Below are 20,535 nucleotides of genomic sequence, written 5' to 3' on the forward strand. Positions count from 1 at the left end.
CGGGCAGCGCCGAGGCCGGGCCCGCCGATCCGTAGACTCCGTCCAATGTCCGAGATGCCGCCCGACGCCCGCCCGGCCGAGACCTACGCCGAGGTCGAGGACGCCCTGCTCTCCCGCTGGCCCGAGTCGCGGCTCGACCCGACCCTGGAGCGGATCGAGGCGTTCACCGAGCTGCTCGGCGAGCCGCAGCGCGCGTACCCGGTCATCCACCTGACCGGCACCAACGGCAAGACGTCGACGGCGCGGATGATCGAGACCCTGATCCGCGCCGTCGGGCTCCGCACCGGGCGGTTCACCAGCCCGCACCTGGAGTCGATGACCGAGCGGATCGTGATCGACGGCGAGCCGATGAGCGACGAGGAGTTCGTGCGGGCGTTCAACGACGTCGCGCCGTACACCCACCTCGTCGACGCCGAGCACGACCACCCGCTGTCGTTCTTCGAGACCGTGGTCGGGATGGCGTACGCCGCCTTCGCGGACGCCCCGGTCGACGTCGCGGTCGTCGAGGTCGGCATGGGTGGGGCGTGGGACGCGACCAACGTCGCCGACGCACAGGTCGCGGTGCTCACGCCGATCGCGATGGACCACGAGAAGTACCTCGGCGACACGGTCGGCAAGATCGCCGCGGAGAAGGTCGGGATCATCAAGCCGGGGTCGACCGTGATCACCGCCGTGCAGCTGCCCGAGGTGGCGGCGCAGATCGTGGCGCGCGCCGCGGAGGTCGGCGCGACCGTGGCGCGCGAGGGTCTCGAGTTCGGCGTGCGCAGCCGGGTGCCCGCAGTCGGCGGCCAGATGCTGTCCCTGCAGGGCCTCCGGGGCACGTACGACGAGGTGTTCCTTCCGCTCTACGGGGCCCACCAGGGCCAGAACGCGGCCCTCGCCCTGGCGGCCGTCGAGGCATTCCTGGGCGGCGACGAGCCGCTGGCCGAGGACGTCGTCAAGGACGCGTTCGCCGAGGTGACCTCGCCGGGCCGGCTCGAGGTGATCCGCCGGTCGCCCACGATCGTGCTGGACGCGGCCCACAACCCGCACGGCGCCGCCGCCCTGGTGGACGCGCTCGAGGACTCGTTCGTGTTCAGCCCGCTGATCGGTGTCGTCGGCGTGATGGCGGACAAGGACTACGAGGGCCTGCTCGCCACCCTCGAGCCGGTGTTCGCGCACATCGTCTGCACCCAGAACTCCACCGAGCGGGCGCTCCCGGCGGCTGCGCTGGCGGAGGTCGCCCGCGGCATCTTCGGCCAGGACCGGGTCAGCGAGACCCGGTCTCTGGTCGAGGCGATCGACCAGGCCACCACCCTCGCGGAGGCGGGCGGCGTGTTCGGCGAGAGCCTCGGCTCCGGCGGCGTGCTGGTCACCGGCTCGGTGATCACCGTCGGCGAGGCGCGCCACGTGCTGCGCCACCGCGGAGACGGCGTCTGATGCAGCGCAGGCTCTGCTCGGCGATCCTGCTGCTGGAGGCCGTGGTCGTCGGCCTGTCGACCCCGGTCCTGATCTCTGTGGAGTCGGTCGACACGGCCCGGGCGTTGTGGATCGGCCTGGGGCTCACGGTGGCCTGCCTGCTCACGGCCGGGCTGCTCCGGCGCCCCTGGGGGTACCACCTCGGCTGGGCGATCCAGGCTGCCGCGATCCTGCTCGGCTTCGAGGTCACCGCGATGTTCGCCCTCGGGGTGATCTTCCTGGCGCTGTGGGTGACCGCCGTCCGGCTCGGCCGGACGATCGACCGGGACCGCTCAGCGGTGGGTCAGTGACTCGCTGATCAGCCAGTTCAGGGTCAACCAGACGTTGTAGCTCGACAGCGGCGCGAACCGGGTCGTGTGCTCGTCCGCGGTCTCCATGACCGCGCACTGGCCGGTGTCCCCGGTGTCGACCATGACGAGCCCGGAGTCGGTCGCCGACGAGCGGAGCGTCCAGAGGAACCAGGGCTGCTCCCAGGTCGTGACGTCGGCACCTTCCGGGGGCGGTACCGAAGGGTCGACCAGCCGGTTCATGACGAGGCTGATCGGCACGGTGACCGGGTCCGACGAGGGCGTGCGCGCCGGGCCCAGGCCGAGCCACTGCGCGATGGTCAGCGCCAGCCTCCTCGCCGGCACGCGGAAGGTGGTCTCGGCGTGCTCGAGGGTGTCGGGTCGCTCGGCGGTCTCCGGGCCGGCGCGCGGCGTACGCGGTGAGGACGTGGCGGTGACGGTGGCCCGGTCGCGGACGAGGGTGGCGTCGAGCTTCAGGCTGGTGGCCGCCACCGAGGCTTCGACGAGGATGCGCGCGTCAGGGCTGCCGAGGACGGCACCCCGGGCCGCGTCCGCCGGCTGCCACGGGGCCGTGGGCGCCGCCCGGAGCAGGTCGGGCGCGGTCGGCGGGGCGTCGGCCGCGTCCACCGGCCGCTCGGGGAGCTCGAGGCCCGTGAGGGCCTCCAGGAGCGCCTGCTCGTGGCGGTGGAGCTGGATGCTCTCGACGTGCGCGGCGACGACGAGGTCGGCGCCGTCGAGGGGCGCGATCCAGACGATCGTGGTGACCACCGCCTCGCCGTCGACGTGGGCGAAGACCAGGCGGCTGCCCATGGAGGTGGCCGGCGAGGTGGCCCCGGATGCACGCCCCGGCCGGGTCCAGGGGTCGACGGACACGAGGTGCAGCTCCTCGAGGGACGCCGTGGCCTCGTCGAGCACCCGGGCCGCCACGTGGTCGGAGGCCCGCTCGGCCAGGGCGACCGACATGGTCGGCCTCACCCCGTCGGCGTCGTCCCAGGGGCTGGCCGTGATCAGCTGGAGCAGCCGTCCGCCGGCATACCCCACCGCGGCTCCGGGGTCGACCTCCAGCCACCCGGGGGGCACGTCCAGGCGCACGTCGGCCCGATCGTCGCCGAGGTGCCTCATCACGCCCTCTCAATGGTCCCGAGATCCCACCCTCCAGCCACGATAACCCCGGAGGCCCGAGACACCCCGTCGGCCCCTAGGGTCTAGCCATGACCCAGCGCACCCTCGTCCTGCTCAAGCCCGACGCTGTCCGTCGCGGCCTGGTCGGCAGCATCCTCAGCCGGTTCGAGGCCAAGGGGCTCTCGATCGCGGCGATGGAGCTGCGCACGATCGACGCCGGCCTCGCGGACCAGCACTATGCCGAGCACGTGGCCAAGGACTTCTACCCGCCGTTGCGCGACTTCGTCACCAGCGGTCCGCTGGTCGCGGTCGTGCTCGAGGGCGACGAGGCCGTCGAGGTGGTCCGCGCCCTGAACGGCGCCACCGACGGACGGAAGGCGGCGCCGGGCACGATCCGCGGCGACTTCTCGCTCTCCAACCGGGAGAACCTCGTGCACGGCTCGGACTCGGCGGAGTCGGCGGCGCGCGAGATCGGGATCTGGTTCCCGGGGCTGTAGCCCGCCGACGCTGCTGAGGCAGATGGGGCCAGTGGGGCGTGTCGTCCACGGGATCGAGCGGTTCCGCTCCTAGGCTCGTCCTCGGGTAGGGCGCGTCGGCCGTCGTCTTCTCCGGGGTCGTCTTTCCGGGGCGTCGTACCTCTTCCCCGACGACGTTCCTGCGAGGCGAGCAGATGGCCAACAGTTTCATCGGCCGCGACATGGCGGTCGACCTCGGCACGGCCAACACCCTGGTCTACGTGCGGGGTCGCGGCGTGCTGCTGGACGAGCCGTCCGTCGTCGCCATGAACACCCAGACCCGGGAGATCCTCGCCGTCGGGTCGGAGGCGAAGCGGATGATCGGCCGTACGCCGGAGGGCATCACCGCCATCCGGCCGCTGCGCGACGGGGTGATCGCCGACTTCGACGCCACCGAGCAGATGCTGCGCCACTTCATCGCCCAGGTGCACCGGCGGCGGTACTTCGCCAAGCCGCGCCTGGTGATCTGCGTGCCGAGCGGCGTGACGCCGGTCGAGCAGCGCGCGGTCAAGGAGGCCGGCTACCAGGCCGGCGCTCGTCGGGTCTACATCATCGAGGAGCCGATGGCCGCCGCCATCGGCGCCGGCCTGCCCGTGCACGAGGCGACCGGCAACATGGTCGTGGACATTGGCGGCGGCACCACGGAGGTCGCGGTGATCTCCCTCGGTGGGCTGGTGACCACGCTGTCGGTGCGCACCGCCGGCGACGAGCTCGACCAGGCGATCATCGCCTGGATGAAGAAGGAGCACTCGCTCATGCTCGGCGACGGCACCGCCGAGGAGGTCAAGATGACCCTCGGCTCGGCGTACCCGCTGGCCCAGGAGCCGAGCGCGGAGATCCGCGGCCGCGACATGGTCTCCGGCCTGCCGCGCACCGTCACGGTCTCCAGCGCGGAGATCCGCAAGGCCATCGAGGAGCAGCTGCACGCGATCATCGACGCGGTGCGCGCCACGCTCGACCAGACCCCGCCCGAGCTCGCCGGCGACATCATGGACCGCGGCATCGTGCTCACCGGCGGGGGAGCGCTGCTGCGCGGTCTCGACGAGCGCCTGCGGCACGAGACCGGCATGCCGGTCCACGTCGCCCACGACCCGCTGAGCTCGGTGGTGATCGGGTCGGGCAAGTGCGTGGAGGAGTTCGAGGCGCTCCAGCAGGTCCTGGTGTCGGAGACGCACCGCCGGGGCGCGTGATGCGCCCGAAGCTCTCAGGTCGCGGTCCCGAGGCGCCCACGCCCGAGCAGCGTGCCCGCCGGGTGCTTGCGCTGCTGGTGCTGGCCTGCCTCACGATCATCACGCTGGACGCCCGGGCCGGATCCGGGTCGCCGCTCGACCCGGTGCGCGCCGCGGTCGGCAACGTGATCGGCCCGGCGGAGTCGGCGACCGCCACCGCGTTCCGGCCGTTCACCGACGTCGGCGACGCGCTGCGCACCAACCACGGCCTCCGCAAGGACATCACCCGGCTCGAGGCCGACAACGCCCGGCTGCGCCAGCAGGTCGCGACCCTGCCCCTGGACCGCACCCGGCTCGCCGAGCTCGACGGGCTCACCAGGACGGTCGCCGACACCGGCTACTCGCTGGTCGCCGCGCGCGTCGTGGCGATCGGGCCCATGCAGTCGTTCTCGCGCACGGTCACGATCGACGCCGGCACGTCGTCGGGGGTGCGCAAGGACATGACGGTGCTCAACAACGACGGGCTGGTCGGCCGCGTCGTGAGCGCGACCCGCACCACGGCCACCGTGCTGCTGATCATCGACACGGACTCCGTCGTGGGGGGCCGGCTCGGCACCGACCTCGAGATCGGCTTCCTCCGCGGCCGAGGGTCCGCCGCCGACACCGGCCGCCTCGCGCTCGATCTCGTCGACGACTCCGTGGTTCCGTCGAAGGACGACGTGGTCGTGACCTGGGGCTCGAAGGACGGCGTGCCGTACGTCGCCGGCATCCCGATCGGCCGCGTCGAGTCGGTCGTGTCCTCGCCCCGGCAGAGCTCCCGGCAGGCGGTGATCAAGCCGTTCGTGGACTTCACGGCGCTCGACGTGGTCGGGGTCGTCGTACCGAAGGGCACGCAGGGTGACCGTCCCGTGCTCACGGCGGGAGCGCCGAAGTGACCGCCCTCCGCGCCGGGGCCCTGACCGCGATGGTCTGCCTGGCCGTGGTCGCCCAGGTCGTGCTCTTCCCGTACGTCGCGATCGACGGCGTCGTGCCGAACCTCGCCCTGGTGCTGGTCGTGGTCGCCGCGATCGACCGCGGGCCGCAGTTCGCCGCGCTCCTCGGCTTCGGTGCCGGGCTCCTGCTCGACCTCGCTCCGCCCGCCGACCACGTGGCGGGTCGCTGGGCCCTGGCTCTGGTGGTGGTCGGCTACCTCGCCGGCCGCGTGCGCCAGGACGCCAGGTCCTCGACGTTCACCGCGGTCCTGGTCGTGGGCGCGGGGTCGTTCGTCGGCACCTCGCTCTACGCGTTCTCCGGCGTGCTGCTCCACGACGGGGGACTCCCGGTCGACCAGATGCTGCGGATCATCGTGACCAGCGTGCTCTGGGACCTGCTCCTCGCACCGCTCCTCGTGCCGGTCTTCCTCTGGGTGCTCGGCTCGCTGCGGGCGAGCAGTGAGCGCGCCTTCCACGAGAGCGTGCGGGTCCTGCGCTGATGGCCGCGGTGCTGATCCGCCCCTCGCAGCAGAAGAGCCGGCTCCGGCTCTTCGTCCTGCAGGTGCTCTTCGTGACGCTGTTCGTCACGCTCTTCGCCCGGCTCTGGTACCTCCAGGTCTTCACCGGCGAGGAGTACCAGGCGAAGGCGGCCGAGCAGTCCGTGCGCGAGATCGTGGTCCAGCCGGCGCGCGGCCTGATCGTCGACGCCATGGGCCGGCCGCTGGTGACCGACCGGGCCAGCTGGGTGGTCAGCGTCGACCGGACCGTCCTCGGCAACCTGCCCGACGCCCAGGCCGAGGCGCTGCTGCGCAAGGTCGCGGCGGCCGTCCACCAGCCCTACGACGACGTGCTCGCCCGCACGCGCCTCTGTGGTGACCCCAGCGCGGTCGCGGGCACCTGCTGGAACGGCTCGCCCTTCCAGCCGGTGCCGGTCGCGCGCGACGTGCCGCAGGCCACGGCGGTGCAGATCTCGGAGCAGGGGGAGGAGTACCCCGGTGTGGTCGCCCAGCGGGAGAGCGTCCGGGCGTACCCGGCACCGTTCGGCATCAACGCCGCGGGCGTGCTCGGCTACCTGAGCCCGATCACGGCCGACGAGCTCTCCGAGGCCGAGAAGTCCGACGACCGGTCCCTGAACGGTGCCTCGCTCGTCGGCCGCGCCGGGCTGGAGAAGTCCTACGACCAGTGGCTGCGCGGCGTGCCCGGCTACGAGAAGGTCGCGGTCGACTCGATGGGCCGGGTGCTCGGCGACTCGGGGCAGGCAGAGGCGACGCCCGGGGACACCCTGGTGACCTCGCTCGACGCGAAGGTGCAGGGCGTCGTCGAGCAGCAGCTGCACGACGCGATCGCTACCGCGCGCAAGACCTACGACAAGGTCACGCACAAGAACTACGTCGCCGACAGCGGTGCGGTGGTGGTGCTCGACGCGAAGGACGGCAGCGTCGTCGCGATGGCGAGCCAGCCGACGTACGACCCCTCGGTGTGGGTCGACGGGATCACCCAGAAGCAGCTGAAGGCCCTCTACTCGAAGAAGGCGGGCGACCCGCTGCTCTTCCGGGCCACGCAGGGACAGTTCGCGCCCGGCTCCACGTGGAAGCCGATCATGACCGTCGGGGCGTTCAACCACGGCTTCGGCCCGGACAGCCGCCTCGACTGCTCCAGCGGCGTGCAGGTCGGCAACCGGCTGTTCAAGAACTACGAGTCGGCCTCCTACGGGATGATCGACTTCGCGCGGGCGCTGGAGATCAGCTGCGACACGTTCTTCTACCGGGTCGGACTCAGCTTCTGGAACCGCTTCGGCTCCGACCCGAGCGACGTGCACGCCAAGGACCCCCTGGTCAGCGAGGCCAAGGACTTCGGGTTCGGGCAGCGCACCGGCATCGACATCCCGGGCGAGGCGACGGGCCGGATCGCCGACCGGCAGTGGAAGCTCGCCTACTGGAACGCCATGAAGGGCTACTACTGCAAGGTCGACCGCAAGAACACCAGCGGCAAGCGCGACTTCCTGCACGTCTTCGCCCACGAGTTCTGCCTCGAGGGCAACCAGTACCACGTCGGCGACGCGGTGAACTTCGCGATCGGCCAGGGCGACACGATGGTCACCCCGCTCCAGCTCGCGCGCGCGTACGCCGCCCTCTCCAACGGAGGCACCCTGTACGCCCCGCGCGTCGCGAAGGCGATCGTCGACCCCAGCGGCCACGTGGTCCGACGGATCGACCCGGTGGTGCAGGGCCGGGTGAAGTCGAAGAGGTCCGCGCTCCGCTACGTCGACACCGCCCTGCAGGGCACGCCTCGCGAGGGCACGCTGGCCTGGAAGTTCGGCGGCTTCCCGCTGGACAAGGTCAAGATCCGCGGCAAGACCGGCTCGGCCGAGGTCTACGGCAAGCAGAGCACGTCCTGGGTGGCCACCTACACGAAGGACTACGTCGTGGTGATGATGGTCAGCCAGGCCGGCACCGGCTCCGGTACGTCGGGCCCGGCGGTGCGCAAGATCTGGGAGGCGCTCTACGGCATCGACGGCGAGAACGTCGACCCGGCGAAGTCGATCATCCCGGGCGTCACGCCGCCGCGGCGCCTGCCGACGTTCGCCTCCGACGGCTCGATCCTGCCGCCCGCGACGGGAGGGTCGCGATGACGCTCGTCCCGCAGACCCGCGCGCGGCTCCAGGCGCTCAACCCGCCGCGCACCGACTGGGCGCTGATCCTGGCGACCGGCGCGATCCTCGTGATCGGCACGTTGCTGGTCTGGTCCTCGACCTCCGCGAACCACGCCCTGACCCACGGGCACGACACGGCGTACCTGCGCAAGCACCTGGCCAACATCGTGATCGGCCTCGCGCTCGCGGCGGCCGTCGTGGTCACCGACCACCGGTGGGTGCGCATCCTCGCGCCGCTGGTGTACGCCGGGTCCGTCGTCGGCCTGCTCCTGGTCCTCGTCATGGGCTCGACGATCAACGGCTCGCAGTCGTGGCTGATCGTCGGCGGGATGTCGCTGCAGCCGGCCGAGTTCGCCAAGCTCGCCGTGGTCGTCGGCATGGCGCTGCTCGCGGCCGAGCGGGTGGAGGGCTCCCGGCGCCGCCAGGTCGGCACGGTCGAGGTCGTGCTGATGCTGGCGATCGCGGGGCTGCCGGCGCTGCTGATCCTGCTGCAGCCCGACCTCGGCACGATGCTGGTGCTGTCGGCCACGGTCTTCGGGGTCCTCGCGGTCTCCGGCGCACCCCGGCGCTGGCTGGCGGGCATGGCTGCGGCCGGGGTCCTCGGCGCGGCGGTCGTGGTCTCCTTCGGGATCCTCAAGGCCTACCAGGTCAACCGGTTCATGGCGTTCACCAACCCCGACCTCGACCCCCGCGGCGCCGGCTACAACACCACCCAGGCCCGGATCGCGATCGGCAACGGCGGGGTCTTCGGCCAGGGCCTCTTCGCCGGCTCGCAGACGAAGTCGGGCTTCGTGCCCGAGCAGCACACCGACTTCGTCTTCACGGTCGCCGGGGAGGAGCTCGGCCTGGTCGGGGCGGGCGTGCTGATCGCGCTCTTCGCGCTGCTGCTCTGGCGTGCGCTGCTGATCGCGACGCGGGCCGAGGACCTCTTCGGCCGGCTCGCGGCGGCCGGCATCGCCTGCTGGTTCGGCTTCCAGACCTTCCAGAACATCGGGATGTGCCTGGGGATCATGCCGGTGACCGGCGTACCCCTCCCGCTCGTGTCGTACGGCGGGTCCTCGATGTTCGCCTCGCTGATCGGCGTCGGGCTGCTGCTGAACATCCAGCGCCGCTCGGCGATCTCCCCGAGCAGCCGGCTGCCGGCGGCGCGGGTGCTCGCTCGTTAGGGCAATCCCCTGACCGGGCCATGGCGGGTCGCCGCCCGCGGTGACAGCATCGAGCCCATGGCCGAGCTGGCCGGACTGGGCGAAGTCGTCGCACGCGTCCCCCTGACTGGTCACGTCGGGAAGTCGGGGGCCGGACTCGAGCGCGTCCGCACCGCCGACGGGGCGTCGTACGTCGTCAAGCGCGTCACGGCCGAGTCGGACCTGCTGCACGCCCTCCTGGGTGGCGGCCCGGCCCGGGAGTACCTGCTGTGGCGCGAGGGAGCGCTCGACCGGCTTCCCGCGGGCGTCACCCACGCGGTCCTCGACGGCTGGTGCGAGGACGACACCACCGTGATCGTGATGCGCGACCTCGGTGACCGCGTGCTCAGCTGGGACGACCGCCTGACCGCGGAGCAGACGCGCTGGGTGATGGGCCGGGTCGCGGCGCTCCACCGGACCTTCCTCGCGGACCCGCCGCGCGCGGTCGCTCCGCTCGGGCCGGTGCTGGACCAGTTCGCACCGCACCGGATCGGCGCGGTCGCCGGCGCGGACAGCCCGCTCCCGGACCTGGTCCGGCGCGGCTGGACCCTGTTCGCCGACCTCGTCCCGAACGACGTCGCCGGCGCGGTCTTCGGCGTGCTCGCCGACGTCGCGCCCTATGCCGCGGGCCTGGTGGCTGCGGGTCCGGTGACGCTGGTCCACGGCGACCTGGCCACGGTCAACATGGGCTTCGACGGCGACGACCTGGTCCTGCTCGACTGGGCGATGCCGGTCCTGGCGCCCGGCGCGATGGACGTCGCTCGCTTCATCGCGGGCTGCTCGTCGGTCGTCGCGCTGAGCCGGGAGGACACGATCGCGGCCTACCGTGCCGCTGCCGGGCCGGCGTACGACGAGACCGCGATGCGGTTGGCCCTCCTGCTCGGCCTCGTCTGGCTGGGGTGGAACAAGGCGCTGGACGCGGCGGAGCATCCGGACCCGGCGACCCGGGCCCGGGAACGCGACGACCTGGACTGGTGGGTGGCCCAGGCGCGCACGACGCTGGAGAGTGGGGTGCTCTGAGGTGGAGCTGGACACGTTGTACCGCCGGACGGTGGAGAGCTGGAACGAGCAGGTCCGCCGGGTCGGCGCCGACCAGTGGGACCTGCCCACGCCGTGCAGCGACTGGACCGTGCGCGGCCTGGTCAACCACGTCACCGGCGAGGACCTCTGGACCGTGCCGTTGCTGGACGGCAGCACGATCGAGGAGGTCGGCGACCGGTTCGACGGTGACCTGCTCGGGGACGACCCGGGCGGTGTCGCGCTCCGTGCCGCGGACGACGCCGCGAGCGCCGTCGCCGAGCGGCTCCCGGCGGGTGGCACCGTCCAGCTGTCCTACGGTGAGGAACGGCTCGAGGAGTACGTCGCACAGCTGGCCGCCGACCACCTCGTCCACGGGTGGGACCTCGCCGCTGCGATCGGCGGGCCTCCCCGCCTGGATCCCGACGTCGTGGCCGGCGTGGCGAGCTGGTTCGCCGACCGCGAGGAGCTCTACCGCAGCGTGGGTGCGATCGGCCCGCGCGCCGGCACGCACGACGACCCGCAGGACGACCTGATCGCGGGGTTCGGCCGCGACCCGAGCTGGCGCGTACCCTAGGAGGTCGTCCCCCGCCGTCCTTCGAGAGGTTTCGCCGTGCCCGAGTCGCTGTTCGCCCGACTTGAGCCCCACCTGCCGACCGTGCAGAAGCCGATCCAGTACGTCGGGGGCGAGCTCAACTCCGTGCAGAAGCCGTGGGGCGACGACGAGCGCACCGTCCGCTGGGCGCTGATGTACCCCGACGCGTACGAGGTGGGCCTGCCCAACCAGGGCGTCCAGATTCTCTACGAGGTGCTCAACGAGCGCGACGACGTGCTCGCGGAGCGCACCTACGCCGTCTGGCCCGACCTCGAGGAGGTCATGCGGCGCGAGGGCATCCCGCAGTTCACCGTCGACAGCCACCGCCCCGTGCGCGCGTTCGACCTGCTCGGCATCTCCTTCGCCACCGAGCTCGGCTACACCAACATGCTCACCGCGCTCGACCTCGCGGGCATCGCCCTGCACGCCGTCGACCGCACCGACGACGACCCGGTCGTGGTCGCGGGCGGCCACTCGGCGTTCAACCCCGAGCCGATCGCCGACTTCGTCGACGCGGCCGTGCTCGGCGACGGCGAGGAGGTCGTGCTCGCGATCAGCGAGGTCGTGCGGGAGTGGAAGGCCGACGGGCGACCCAGCGCGGACATGCCGAGCGCTCGCGACGAGCTCCTGCGGCGGCTCGCGGTCTCCGGCAACGTCTACGTGCCGAAGTTCTACGACGTGGGCTACGCGGCCGACGGGTCCCTGACCGGCGTACGGCCGAACGTGCCGGGCGTCCCGGCTCGCGTCCGCAAGCACACGCTGATGGACCTCGACGCGTGGCCCTACCCGCGCAGCCCGCTGGTGCCGCTCGCCGAGACCGTCCACGAGCGGTTCTCGGTGGAGATCTTCCGCGGCTGCACACGCGGTTGCCGGTTCTGCCAGGCCGGCATGATCACGCGCCCGGTCCGGGAGCGCTCGATCACCACGATCGGCGACATGGTCGAGAACGGCATCCGGCGCTCGGGCTTCGACGAGGTCGGCCTGCTGTCGCTGTCGAGCGCCGACCACACCGAGATCGGTGACCTGGCCACCGGCCTGGCCGACCGGTACGACGGCACCAACGTCTCCCTCTCGCTGCCGAGCACGCGCGTGGACGCGTTCAACATCACGCTGGCCAACGAGTTCTCCCGCAACGGTCGCCGTTCGGGGCTGACGTTCGCGCCCGAGGGCGGGTCGGAGCGGATGCGCAAGGTGATCAACAAGATGGTCACCGAGGAGGACCTCATCCGCACGGTGGCCGCGGCGTACTCCCACGGGTGGCGGCAGGTGAAGCTCTACTTCATGTGCGGCCTGCCGACGGAGACCGACGAGGACGTCCTCGAGATCGCCGACCTCGCGAAGAAGGTGATCGCGAAGGGTCGTGAGGTCTCCGGCCACAACGACATCCGCTGCACGGTGTCGATCGGCGGGTTCGTGCCCAAGCCGCACACGCCGTTCCAGTGGGCCGCCCAGCTCGACCACGAGACGACCGACGAGCGGCTGCGCAAGCTGCGCGAGGAGGTCCGCACCGACAAGCGGTACGGCCGGGCGATCGGCTTCCGGTACCACGACGGCAAGCCCGGGATCGTCGAGGGACTGCTCTCCCGTGGCGACCGCCGGGTCGGCCGGGTCATCGAGCAGGTCTGGCGCGACGGCGGGCGGTTCGACGGCTGGAGCGAGCACTTCTCCTACGAGCGCTGGATGACGGCCGCGGAGTCGGCGCTGGCCGGCACGGGCGTCGACGTCGACTGGTACACCACCCGCGAGCGCACGTACGACGAGATCCTGCCCTGGGACCACCTCGACTCCGGTCTCGACAAGGACTGGCTCTGGGAGGACTGGGAGGACGCCCTCGACCCCGACTCGGTCGACGTCGAGGACTGCCGCTGGACCCCCTGCTACGACTGCGGCGTCTGCCCGGAGATGGGCACCGACATCCAGATCGGGCCGACGGGGCAGAAGTTGCTCCCGCTCAACGTGGTCTGACGAAGCGCTGACGGCGGGCGACACGACCCGGACGTCCTGCGGTGTGGTGGTCCGGGCGACCAGAAGGCAGGGCGTCCCACGGCGAGGCGTCGTCCCCTTAGGGTGGCCGACGTGGCCAACCGATCCCGCCTGGGCAGGTCAGCGGCGCTCTGTTGGCTGCTGCTCTCCGCGATCCTCGACGCTGCATGGACGCCCGGTTGGTTGGGACAGGTCGGGCTGTTCACGGTCGCTGCCGTCGGAGCGGGAGTCCTGTGGAACGCCGGCGCCCTTGCGGCGGCGTGGCGTGAGGACGAGGAAGCGAAGCGCGGGAGCAGCGCACCCTGACGGGTACCGGTCGACGCCGCTGAGGCAAGGCTCACCTGAGTCGAATGCCCTTGTATTCAAGGTCTTTCGGCCCCTCAACCCAATGGCGACCGTGCCGATCTTCAGGACAGTGTCTCGGGTCCTGATGAGAGGTATGTCCCGATGACCAAGCTGTTCCTCCCGGCCGTGCGGCTGATGGGCCGGTTGCGTTACGCGTACAAGATCGTGCTCGTGCCCGCGCTGCTGCTGGTGCCCCTGGCCCTGGTCACCAAGGGGTACGTCGACATCCAGAGCACGCAGGTCAGCTTCAGCGCCAAGGAGCGCGACGGGCTGGCCTACCTGGCGCCGTTGAGCGACCTCACGGCACGCACGGTCTCCGCGCGCCGGCTCGCGGTGAGCGGCCAGGACCCGGCCACCGCCGGCGTGGGAGCGGCGGTCGACCGGGTGGAGAAGGTGCAGGCGACGTACGGCGCGGAGCTCGAGACCGCAGCTGCCTGGACGGCCGCGAAGAGCGCGCTCACCGCCGCCGGGGCCGCCCAGGGGCCGCAGGCGGCGTTCGACGCCTACAACAAGGCGACCGCCGCCCTGCAGGGGCTGATCGTGCACGTGTCGGACAAGTCGAACCTGACCCTCGACCCCGACCTGGACACCTACTACCTGATGGACGCGCTGGTCTTCCGGCTCCCCGTGCTGCTCGACACCGGTGCCCAGGCCTACGACCGGGTGCTGCTGGCGAAGACCGGCACCGCCGCGCAGCGGGACGCGACCCGGATCCAGCTCGCGGTCGCCGGCGGCGTCCTCGCCAGCACCGGCGATGCCGTCGACGCCGGGCTGAAGACCATGCTGGCCCAGACCCACAGCACGACGCTCGCGCAGGACGTCCAGGGCAAGGCGAAGGCCGCCCACGACGCGCTGGCGGCCCTCGTCGACCAGATCAACGCTGCGGTCAGCTCCAACGACCTCGCTGCGGTGCAGCAGGCGACCGCGGAGACGGCCTTCAGGACGACCGCTGCGCTCGCGCGGGCCTACGAGCCGCAGAACGACCAGCTGATCGGCGTACGGATCGGCGGGTTCCAGGCGAACGCGCACCGCGTCGAGCTGGGCCTGCTGGTCTCCGTGCTGATCGCCGCCTACCTCGCCGTCGGTTTCTACCTCGCCACGACGCGGGCGATGCGGAGGATGGGTACGTCGCTCGAGGCGCTGGCCGCCGGCGACCTGACCACGACCGCCGACGTCGACTCGCGCGACGAGCTCGGCACGATGGGCGTCGCGCTGAACCGCGCGATCGAGCGGATGCGCGAGATCGTGCAGGCCCTGGTCCACACCGCCGACGGCATCGCCTCCTCGAGCACCGAGGTCTCCGCCGTCAGCAGCCAGCTGCAGACCACGGCACAGCAGACGTCCAGCCAGGCCGAGTCGGCGAGCGTCGTCGCCACCCAGGTCTCCCAGAACGTCGACACGGTCGCGGCCAGCACCGAGCAGATGTCGGCGTCGATCCGGGAGATCGCGGTGAGCGCCGCGGAGGCGGCGACCGTCGCCGCCGAGGCGGTGTCCGCGGCCGACGCCACCGGCAGCACCGTGGGCCGGCTCACCGAGAGCTCGGCGGACATCGGGGCCGTGCTCAACGTGATCACCGCGATCGCCGAGCAGACCAACCTGCTGGCCCTCAACGCGACGATCGAGGCCGCCCGGGCCGGGGAGGCGGGCCGCGGGTTCGCCGTGGTCGCCAACGAGGTCAAGGACCTGGCGCAGGAGACCGCCCGGGCGACCGGCGACATCGCGCAGAAGATCGAGACGATCCAGCAGGACACGGGGGCCGCCCAGGAGGCCATCGTCCGGATCAGCGAGGTGATCAACCGGATCGACGAGCTGCAGACCACGATCGCCTCCGCGGTCGAGGAGCAGAGCTCGGTCACCCTCGAGATGGGCCGCAGCATCACCGAGATCGCCAACGGCTCCCGCTTGATGGCCGACACCATCGAGGGCGTCGCCAGCTCGACCCAGCAGACCACGAGCGGACTGGCCAGTGCCGACCAGGCGACGTTCCGGCTGACCGAGACGGCGACCGAGCTGCGGGAGCTGGTGACCCAGTTCCAGACCTGAGACCGCGTCAGGCGGTCTTCTCGGTCGCTGGTCTCGCCGTGAGCTGGTCCTCCAGGTAGGCGGGACGCGAGGCAGCCAGTCCGACGAGGTACTGCGGCACGCACACGGCGAGCAGCGCCCACAGCGGCACGGTCCACCCGCGGGTCGCGTCGTGGAGCACCCCGACGCCGAAGGGTCCGATCACGGAGATCAGGTACCCGACCGACTGGGTGAACCCGGACAGGGCCGCCGTGCCGGCCGGCGTACGGGCACGCAGGCCGATCAGGGTGAGGATGAACGGGAACGTCGTCGTTCCGATGCCGAGGGCCACGGCCCACACCCACGCGCCGCCGACCGGGGCGATCAGCAGCCCGAGGTAGCCCACGGGGTAGCACCCCATGATGGCGGTGAGCAGCACACGGGGGTCGGCGAGCCGGGCCGTCAGGGACGGGATCACGAACGACAGCGGGATGCTGATGCCGGTGGCGACGCCGAGCAGCAGGCCCGCGGTCGAGGCGCTGAACCCCGCGTCGCGGTAGACCTTGGCCACCCAGCCGAAGATCACGTACGCCTGCAGGGACTGCAGCCCGAAGAACACCGCCATCACCCAGCCGATGCGGGTCCGGGCCACGTCGGCCAGTCCGTGGCGCTGCGGCTGCACCTCCTGACGCTGGTCGTGGCGGACGAGCGCGAGCCAGGGGAGCACCGCCACCACGGCCGTGCCCGCCCAGACGACCAGGCCGAGCCGCCAGTCCAGACCCGCTCCGGAGCCGTGCTCGGCGATCGGCACGGTCAGGATCGACGCCGAGGTCAGGCCCAGGGCCAGGAACGTCGAGTACACCGACGTCAGCAGGCCCACCCGGTCGGGGAAGTGCAGCTTCACCAGCGAGGGGAGAAGCACGTTCGCGACCGCCATGCCCGACAGCGAGACGAACGAGAGCAGCAGGAACGGCACGCCGGCGTCCATCCGGGAGCGCAGCCAGAGGCCGGCGACGAGGGCGAGCAGCGCGACCAGGGTCGCCCGGTGCATCCCGATCCGCCGCGCGAACCGCGGTGCCAGCGCCCCGAAGACCGCGAAAGACAGCACCGGGAGGCTGGTCAGCAGGCCGGTCTCGGTGCCGTTGAGGCCCAGACCGCCCCGCACCTCGTCGAGGACCGGGCCGACGCTGACCGCGGCGGGCCGCAGGTTGAAGGCGAGCGTGGCGATGCCGACGACGACGAGCACACGCTGGAACCGGGTCTCCTGGTCACCTGCGTGCACCGGACGATCCAACCACCGACCGCAAACCGACCTGACATCGCGCTGCGACAGCCGGTCGCGACCGGGACCTTGGACCCGGGTGATGTGACCTTGGCCACTGACTCCTGGACCGTCCCGGCGGCCACGCTCGGGAGCAGGAGAGTGCACAGCTGACAGTGGGGGCCAGTGATGATGCGCGAGAACGTCGGCGTTCCAGAAGGTCTCGGCATCTACACCGCGGGAGGGCGGTGGTCCCGGCGTACCCGGGCGGGAGCGGCGGCGTCCGTCGTCGGCGCCCGGCTGTCCCTGGTCTACCTGCTCTGCGGTGGGCTCGCGCTCGTCTGCTATCTCCGGTCCCCGGTCGCCGGGAGCAACTGGCTGTTCGAGTTGACCGGGCTCTCGGCGACGGTGGCGATCGCTGTCGGCGTCGTCCGCTACCGACCCCGCCCCGTCGTTCCCTGGGTGCTGTTCATCGTCGCCCAGCTGTTGTTCGTCTCGGGCGACTTCTTCTACTACACCTACGACCTGTCGTTCCCGTCAGCGGCAGATGCGCTGTACATCGGGTACTACCCGCTGCAGGCGGCCGGCCTCGTCCTCCTGATCCGGACCCGTACGCCGGGCAGGGATTCGGCGAGCCTCCTCGACGCCCTGATCATCACGGTGGGCCTGGGCCTGCTGTCCTGGATCTACCTCATCGAGCCGTACACCCGGCACCTCGGTGACAGCGTGCTGTCGCGGCTGGTCTCGATGGCCTACCCGGCGATGGACGTGCTGCTCCTCGCGGTCGCCGCGCGGCTGGTCATGGGCAGCGGCTCCCGTCCGCGGTCGTTCCAGCTGCTCACGGCGAGCATCCTGCTGCTCGTCGTCACCGACGTCGTCTACGGCGCCATCGAGCTGAACGGCAGCTACACGATGGGCAGCTGGCTCGACCTCGGCTGGATGGGCGCGTACGTGCTGTGGGGCGCGGCGGCGCTCCACCCCTCCATGACCCAGCTGTCGGCGCGGGCGCCCGCGACCGGCGCCTCCCTGAGCGGGAGACGGATCCTGCTGCTGGCGGCCGCGACGTTGATCGCGCCTGCCACGCTGGTCGCGGACCAGCTCTGGCCGATCGACGGGTTCGACGTAGCCGTGGCGGCGGGGGCCTCCGCGGTGCTGTTCGCCCTGGTCCTGGTGCGCATGCTCGGGCTCGTGGCCAGCCTGCGCGAGGCGGTGGGACGCCACCAGCGCGCCGAACGACGTGAGACCGCGCTCCGGCGCGCGGCGATGGCGCTCGCAGCCGCACCCGACCGCGAGCACATCCGGCGGGCCGCGGTGGCCGGCGCACGGGACCTGTTCCAGGGACCGGCGGGCGTCGAGATCACCGTCGAGATCAGCGCCGATCGCGTGCCCGCGGACGACGTCACCGTGCCGTCTGCGGGCACGGTCGTCATCCCGCTTCACACGCAGGCGTCTCTCTACGGCCGCCTGGTCGTGACCAGTCGGACGCCGGTCCCGACGGACGTGATGGACGGCCTGAGGACCCTCGGGGCGCAGGTCGCCCTCGCCCTGGAGAGCGCCGCGCTCAGTGACGGGCTGAGCCGGCAGCGCAGCGAGGCCCGGGTGGGCGCGCTCGTCCAGAACTCATCGGACGTGATCATGGTGCTCGACGGCGAGCTGGTGATCCGGTACGTGACGCCGTCGGTGGCGCGCGTGCTCGGGCACCGCCCGGACGACGTGGTGGGAACCCCGTTGACCGCGCTCGTGGAGCCGTCGGACCACGCGGCGGTGACGCGGCTCTTCTCGCGGTTGTCGAACCGTCCGGGGAAGGGCGCTCGCGCGGAGTGGCGGATGCGTCGGGGTGACGGCCGGGTCACGGACGTGGAGGCCGTCAGCACCGATCTGCTCGCGAACCCGAGCGTGCACGGCATCATCGTGACCGCGCGTGACGTCACCGAGCGCAAGGCGCTCGAGGTCGGCCTCAAGCGCCAGGTCAACGAGCTCGAGAAGCTCGATCGGATCAGGACCGAGTTCGTGGCGACGGTGTCCCACGAGCTGCGCACCCCCCTCACCAGCATCATCGGCGAGGTCGAGCTGCTCAGCGACGGCGACCTCGGCGACCTCACCGACGCACAGGCAGCCGGCGTGGAGGTCATCGGGCGCAACAGCGCGCGGCTGCTCTCCCTGATCGACGACCTCCTGACGCTGAGCCACATGGAGACCAACGCGCTGAGCCTGCATCGCGCGCCCACCTCGGTGTCGGCCCTCGTGGACGGCGTGCGCGGACAGGTGGCCCCGGTCGCCTCCGCCAAGTCGGTGGCGTTGGTGCTCGACTCCCGTCCCGGCACCGGCTCCGTCGTCGTGGACGCCGAGCAGCTCGACCGGGCCCTCCTCAACCTGCTCACCAACGCGGTCAAGTTCACGCCGCCCGGCGGAACAGTGACCCTGGCGGCCCGACGGGAGGGCGAGGATGTGCTGTTCGCCGTCTCCGACACAGGGGTGGGCATCCCCGAGGACGAGCAGGACCGGCTCTTCACCCGGTTCTTCAGGTCCTCGGTGGCGACCCGCCTGGCGATACAGGGCACCGGGCTCGGCCTGGTGATCGTCAAGCAGATCGTCGAGGAGCACGGCGGCACGATCTCGGTCGTCTCCACGCCCGGCGCCGGCACCACGGTCACGATCCGGTTGCCCGCCGGTGACGTCGTCGACGGGTGCGCAGGCGCTGCCTGACCCGGGCTCCGGGAACCGCGCGCCGCGATCGACGACGAGAGCGGAAGGTCGGAGCCGTGCGCTTGGATGGGCGCATGCTGCTGATCCCGGACGACCAGCGACGCACCCGGCTCGCACGGCGCCACCGGCTCGCCGCCCCGGCCGGATCGGTGGTCGAGGCCACTCGGGCGATGACGTGCCTGCACGCCACGGAGCCGGCGTCGGTCCACCTGGCGGCCTTCGCGCGGTGCCGGGCGAGCGTCGCCGAGATCGACCAGGCGCTCTACGAGGACCGCAGCGTGGTCAAGCAGCTCGCGATGCGACGTACGGTCTTCGCGTTCCCGAGGGAGCTCCTCCCCGCGGTCTGGGGGAGCGCGGCGGCGCGGGTGGCCGTGCAGCAGCGCAAGCGGCTCGCGGGCGACGTCGAGAAGGCCGGCATCACGCGTGACGGGCCCCGCTGGGTGGAGGAGACGACGGCGGCCGTCCTGGCTGCTCTCCACGAGCAGGGGCCGATGACCACGACCGAGCTGCGGGCGGCCCTGCCGGCGCTCGAGGCGCGCATCGTCGTCTCGCCCGGCAAGACCTACGGCGGCGAGTTCCCGATCGCTCCTCGCGTGCTCACCACGCTGGCGGCCTCCGGGTCGATCGTGCGGGGAGACAACGACGGCGGCTGGAAGACCTCACGACCACGCTGGACGGTCGCGACCGACTGGGTCGACGTCGGTCCGCCGCTCACCGAGGCGGCGGGCTACGCCGCCCTCGTCACGTCCTGGCTGCGAACGTTCGGACCCGGTACCGAGACCGACCTCACCTGGTGGCTCGGTGCCACGAAGAGCGCCGTCCGGCGGGCGCTCGCCGAGGTCGAGGCGGTCGAGGTCCGGCTCGCCCAAGGCACCGGCTGGGTCCTTCCCGACGACCTGGACGACGAGGAACCCGTCGACCCGTGGGCCGCCCTCCTCCCGGCCCTCGACCCGACCACGATGGGGTGGAAGGAGCGTGCCTTCTACCTCGGCGACCACGCGGAGCGGCTCTTCGACGCGAACGGCAACGGTGGCCCCACCGCGTGGTGGGACGGCCGGATCGTGGGCGGCTGGACCCAGCGCGAGGACGGTTCCGTGGTCGTCGTACCCGCCGAGCCGCTGGACGCCACGGCGATGCGCGCCCTCGACGCGGAGGCCGAATCGCTCACGGAATGGCTCGGCGGCGACGTGGTCAAGTCGATCTACCAGTCGCCGCTTGCGCGAGCAGCCGGATGAGCCCCGAGCACCCGTCGGTGGCGGTCTGCGTGG

At 71.9% G+C, this 20,535-nt stretch carries 17 protein-coding genes; 15 read left to right on the plus strand and 2 right to left on the minus strand.

The window, feature by feature from the left end; translation table 11 throughout:
* The first annotated feature begins 45 nt into the window (after positions 1 to 45).
* Together EFL26_RS12430 and EFL26_RS12435 are read left to right on the plus strand one after the other, a co-directional pair.
* Positions 46 to 1,419, plus strand: coding sequence for a bifunctional folylpolyglutamate synthase/dihydrofolate synthase (locus EFL26_RS12430; RefSeq protein ID WP_123223181.1), 1,374 nt, complete (start codon positions 46 to 48; stop codon positions 1,417 to 1,419).
* A complete protein-coding gene (locus EFL26_RS12435) occupies positions 1,419 to 1,748 on the plus strand; it encodes a DUF4233 domain-containing protein (protein ID WP_123223182.1) in 330 nt (109 codons plus the stop codon). Before EFL26_RS12430 ends, EFL26_RS12435 begins: the two co-directional genes overlap by 1 nt.
* On the opposite strand, the gene EFL26_RS12440 is transcribed toward EFL26_RS12435, so the two are convergent.
* Positions 1,731 to 2,867 carry a hypothetical protein gene (locus EFL26_RS12440; protein ID WP_123223183.1) on the minus strand — a complete coding sequence of 379 codons (1,137 nt, stop codon included), beginning with the start codon at positions 2,865 to 2,867 and terminating at the stop codon, positions 1,731 to 1,733. The genes EFL26_RS12435 and EFL26_RS12440 overlap by 18 nt on opposite strands.
* 89 nt (positions 2,868 to 2,956) lie before the next feature.
* On the opposite strand from EFL26_RS12440, the gene ndk reads away from it, so the two are divergent.
* The 11 genes from ndk (at position 2,957) to EFL26_RS12490 (ending at position 15,342) form a co-directional block, all read left to right on the plus strand.
* Positions 2,957 to 3,364: a nucleoside-diphosphate kinase gene (ndk, locus tag EFL26_RS12445; RefSeq protein WP_123223184.1), complete on the plus strand. Its 408-nt coding sequence runs from the start codon at positions 2,957 to 2,959 to the stop codon at positions 3,362 to 3,364.
* Positions 3,365 to 3,537: 173 nt separating this feature from the next.
* Entirely contained in the window at positions 3,538 to 4,572 is a 1,035-nt protein-coding gene (locus EFL26_RS12450) for a rod shape-determining protein (RefSeq protein ID WP_183408167.1), read from the plus strand.
* Positions 4,572 to 5,486 carry a rod shape-determining protein MreC gene (gene mreC, locus EFL26_RS12455; RefSeq protein ID WP_123223185.1) on the plus strand — a complete coding sequence of 305 codons (915 nt, stop codon included), beginning with the start codon at positions 4,572 to 4,574 and terminating at the stop codon, positions 5,484 to 5,486. The genes EFL26_RS12450 and mreC overlap by 1 nt, the downstream gene beginning before the upstream one ends.
* On the plus strand, positions 5,483 to 6,022 hold the full coding sequence (mreD, locus tag EFL26_RS12460) for a rod shape-determining protein MreD (protein WP_123223186.1): 540 nt from the start codon (positions 5,483 to 5,485) through the stop codon (positions 6,020 to 6,022). Before mreC ends, mreD begins: the two co-directional genes overlap by 4 nt.
* Positions 6,022 to 8,154 (plus strand): penicillin-binding protein 2, encoded by a 2,133-nt coding sequence (gene mrdA, locus EFL26_RS12465; RefSeq protein WP_123223187.1) that lies wholly within the window; start codon positions 6,022 to 6,024, stop codon positions 8,152 to 8,154. The genes mreD and mrdA overlap by 1 nt, the downstream gene beginning before the upstream one ends.
* Positions 8,151 to 9,341: a rod shape-determining protein RodA gene (rodA, locus tag EFL26_RS12470; RefSeq protein WP_123223188.1), complete on the plus strand. Its 1,191-nt coding sequence runs from the start codon at positions 8,151 to 8,153 to the stop codon at positions 9,339 to 9,341. Before mrdA ends, rodA begins: the two co-directional genes overlap by 4 nt.
* A 57-nt stretch (positions 9,342 to 9,398) precedes the next feature.
* Entirely contained in the window at positions 9,399 to 10,379 is a 981-nt protein-coding gene (locus EFL26_RS12475; RefSeq protein ID WP_123223189.1) for a phosphotransferase, read from the plus strand.
* Between the two features lies 1 nt (position 10,380).
* Positions 10,381 to 10,953 carry a TIGR03086 family metal-binding protein gene (locus EFL26_RS12480; protein WP_123223190.1) on the plus strand — a complete coding sequence of 191 codons (573 nt, stop codon included), beginning with the start codon at positions 10,381 to 10,383 and terminating at the stop codon, positions 10,951 to 10,953.
* A 36-nt stretch (positions 10,954 to 10,989) separates the two neighbouring features.
* Complete coding sequence (locus tag EFL26_RS12485; protein ID WP_123223191.1) at positions 10,990 to 12,936, plus strand: TIGR03960 family B12-binding radical SAM protein; 1,947 nt, start codon at positions 10,990 to 10,992, stop codon at positions 12,934 to 12,936.
* Positions 12,937 to 13,047: 111 nt separating this feature from the next.
* Positions 13,048 to 13,260 carry a hypothetical protein gene (locus EFL26_RS23885; RefSeq protein ID WP_148046700.1) on the plus strand — a complete coding sequence of 71 codons (213 nt, stop codon included), beginning with the start codon at positions 13,048 to 13,050 and terminating at the stop codon, positions 13,258 to 13,260.
* A gap of 141 nt (positions 13,261 to 13,401) precedes the next feature.
* Positions 13,402 to 15,342, plus strand: a complete 1,941-nt coding sequence (locus EFL26_RS12490; protein WP_123223192.1) for a methyl-accepting chemotaxis protein — start codon at positions 13,402 to 13,404, stop codon at positions 15,340 to 15,342.
* A 7-nt stretch (positions 15,343 to 15,349) separates the two neighbouring features.
* On the opposite strand, the gene EFL26_RS12495 is transcribed toward EFL26_RS12490, so the two are convergent.
* On the minus strand, positions 15,350 to 16,582 hold the full coding sequence (locus EFL26_RS12495; RefSeq protein WP_246000169.1) for a CynX/NimT family MFS transporter: 1,233 nt from the start codon (positions 16,580 to 16,582) through the stop codon (positions 15,350 to 15,352).
* Between the two features lie 168 nt (positions 16,583 to 16,750).
* Between EFL26_RS12495 and EFL26_RS12500 the strand changes: the two genes are divergently transcribed.
* Together EFL26_RS12500 and EFL26_RS12505 are read left to right on the plus strand one after the other, a co-directional pair.
* Complete coding sequence (locus EFL26_RS12500; RefSeq protein ID WP_123223194.1) at positions 16,751 to 19,267, plus strand: PAS domain-containing sensor histidine kinase; 2,517 nt, start codon at positions 16,751 to 16,753, stop codon at positions 19,265 to 19,267.
* 74 nt (positions 19,268 to 19,341) lie between these two features.
* Positions 19,342 to 20,502, plus strand: coding sequence for a winged helix DNA-binding domain-containing protein (locus EFL26_RS12505; protein WP_123223195.1), 1,161 nt, complete (start codon positions 19,342 to 19,344; stop codon positions 20,500 to 20,502).
* Positions 20,503 to 20,535 lie beyond the last annotated feature (33 nt).

It is taken from the genome of Nocardioides pocheonensis, assembly GCF_003725535.1.
Classification (GTDB): domain Bacteria; phylum Actinomycetota; class Actinomycetes; order Propionibacteriales; family Nocardioidaceae; genus Marmoricola; species Marmoricola pocheonensis.

Coding starts and splice junctions, on each gene's coding strand:
- EFL26_RS12430 (WP_123223181.1), top strand. CDS start 46: ATGTCCGAGATGCCGCCCGACGCCCGCCCGGCCGAGACCTACGCCGAG.
- EFL26_RS12435 (WP_123223182.1), top strand. CDS start 1,419: ATGCAGCGCAGGCTCTGCTCGGCGATCCTGCTGCTGGAGGCCGTGGTC.
- EFL26_RS12440 (WP_123223183.1), bottom strand. CDS start 2,867: ATGAGGCACCTCGGCGACGATCGGGCCGACGTGCGCCTGGACGTGCCC.
- ndk (WP_123223184.1), top strand. CDS start 2,957: ATGACCCAGCGCACCCTCGTCCTGCTCAAGCCCGACGCTGTCCGTCGC.
- EFL26_RS12450 (WP_183408167.1), top strand. CDS start 3,538: ATGGCCAACAGTTTCATCGGCCGCGACATGGCGGTCGACCTCGGCACG.
- mreC (WP_123223185.1), top strand. CDS start 4,572: ATGCGCCCGAAGCTCTCAGGTCGCGGTCCCGAGGCGCCCACGCCCGAG.
- mrdA (WP_123223187.1), top strand. CDS start 6,022: ATGGCCGCGGTGCTGATCCGCCCCTCGCAGCAGAAGAGCCGGCTCCGG.
- rodA (WP_123223188.1), top strand. CDS start 8,151: ATGACGCTCGTCCCGCAGACCCGCGCGCGGCTCCAGGCGCTCAACCCG.
- EFL26_RS12475 (WP_123223189.1), top strand. CDS start 9,399: ATGGCCGAGCTGGCCGGACTGGGCGAAGTCGTCGCACGCGTCCCCCTG.
- EFL26_RS12490 (WP_123223192.1), top strand. CDS start 13,402: ATGACCAAGCTGTTCCTCCCGGCCGTGCGGCTGATGGGCCGGTTGCGT.
- EFL26_RS12500 (WP_123223194.1), top strand. CDS start 16,751: ATGATGCGCGAGAACGTCGGCGTTCCAGAAGGTCTCGGCATCTACACC.
- EFL26_RS12505 (WP_123223195.1), top strand. CDS start 19,342: ATGCTGCTGATCCCGGACGACCAGCGACGCACCCGGCTCGCACGGCGC.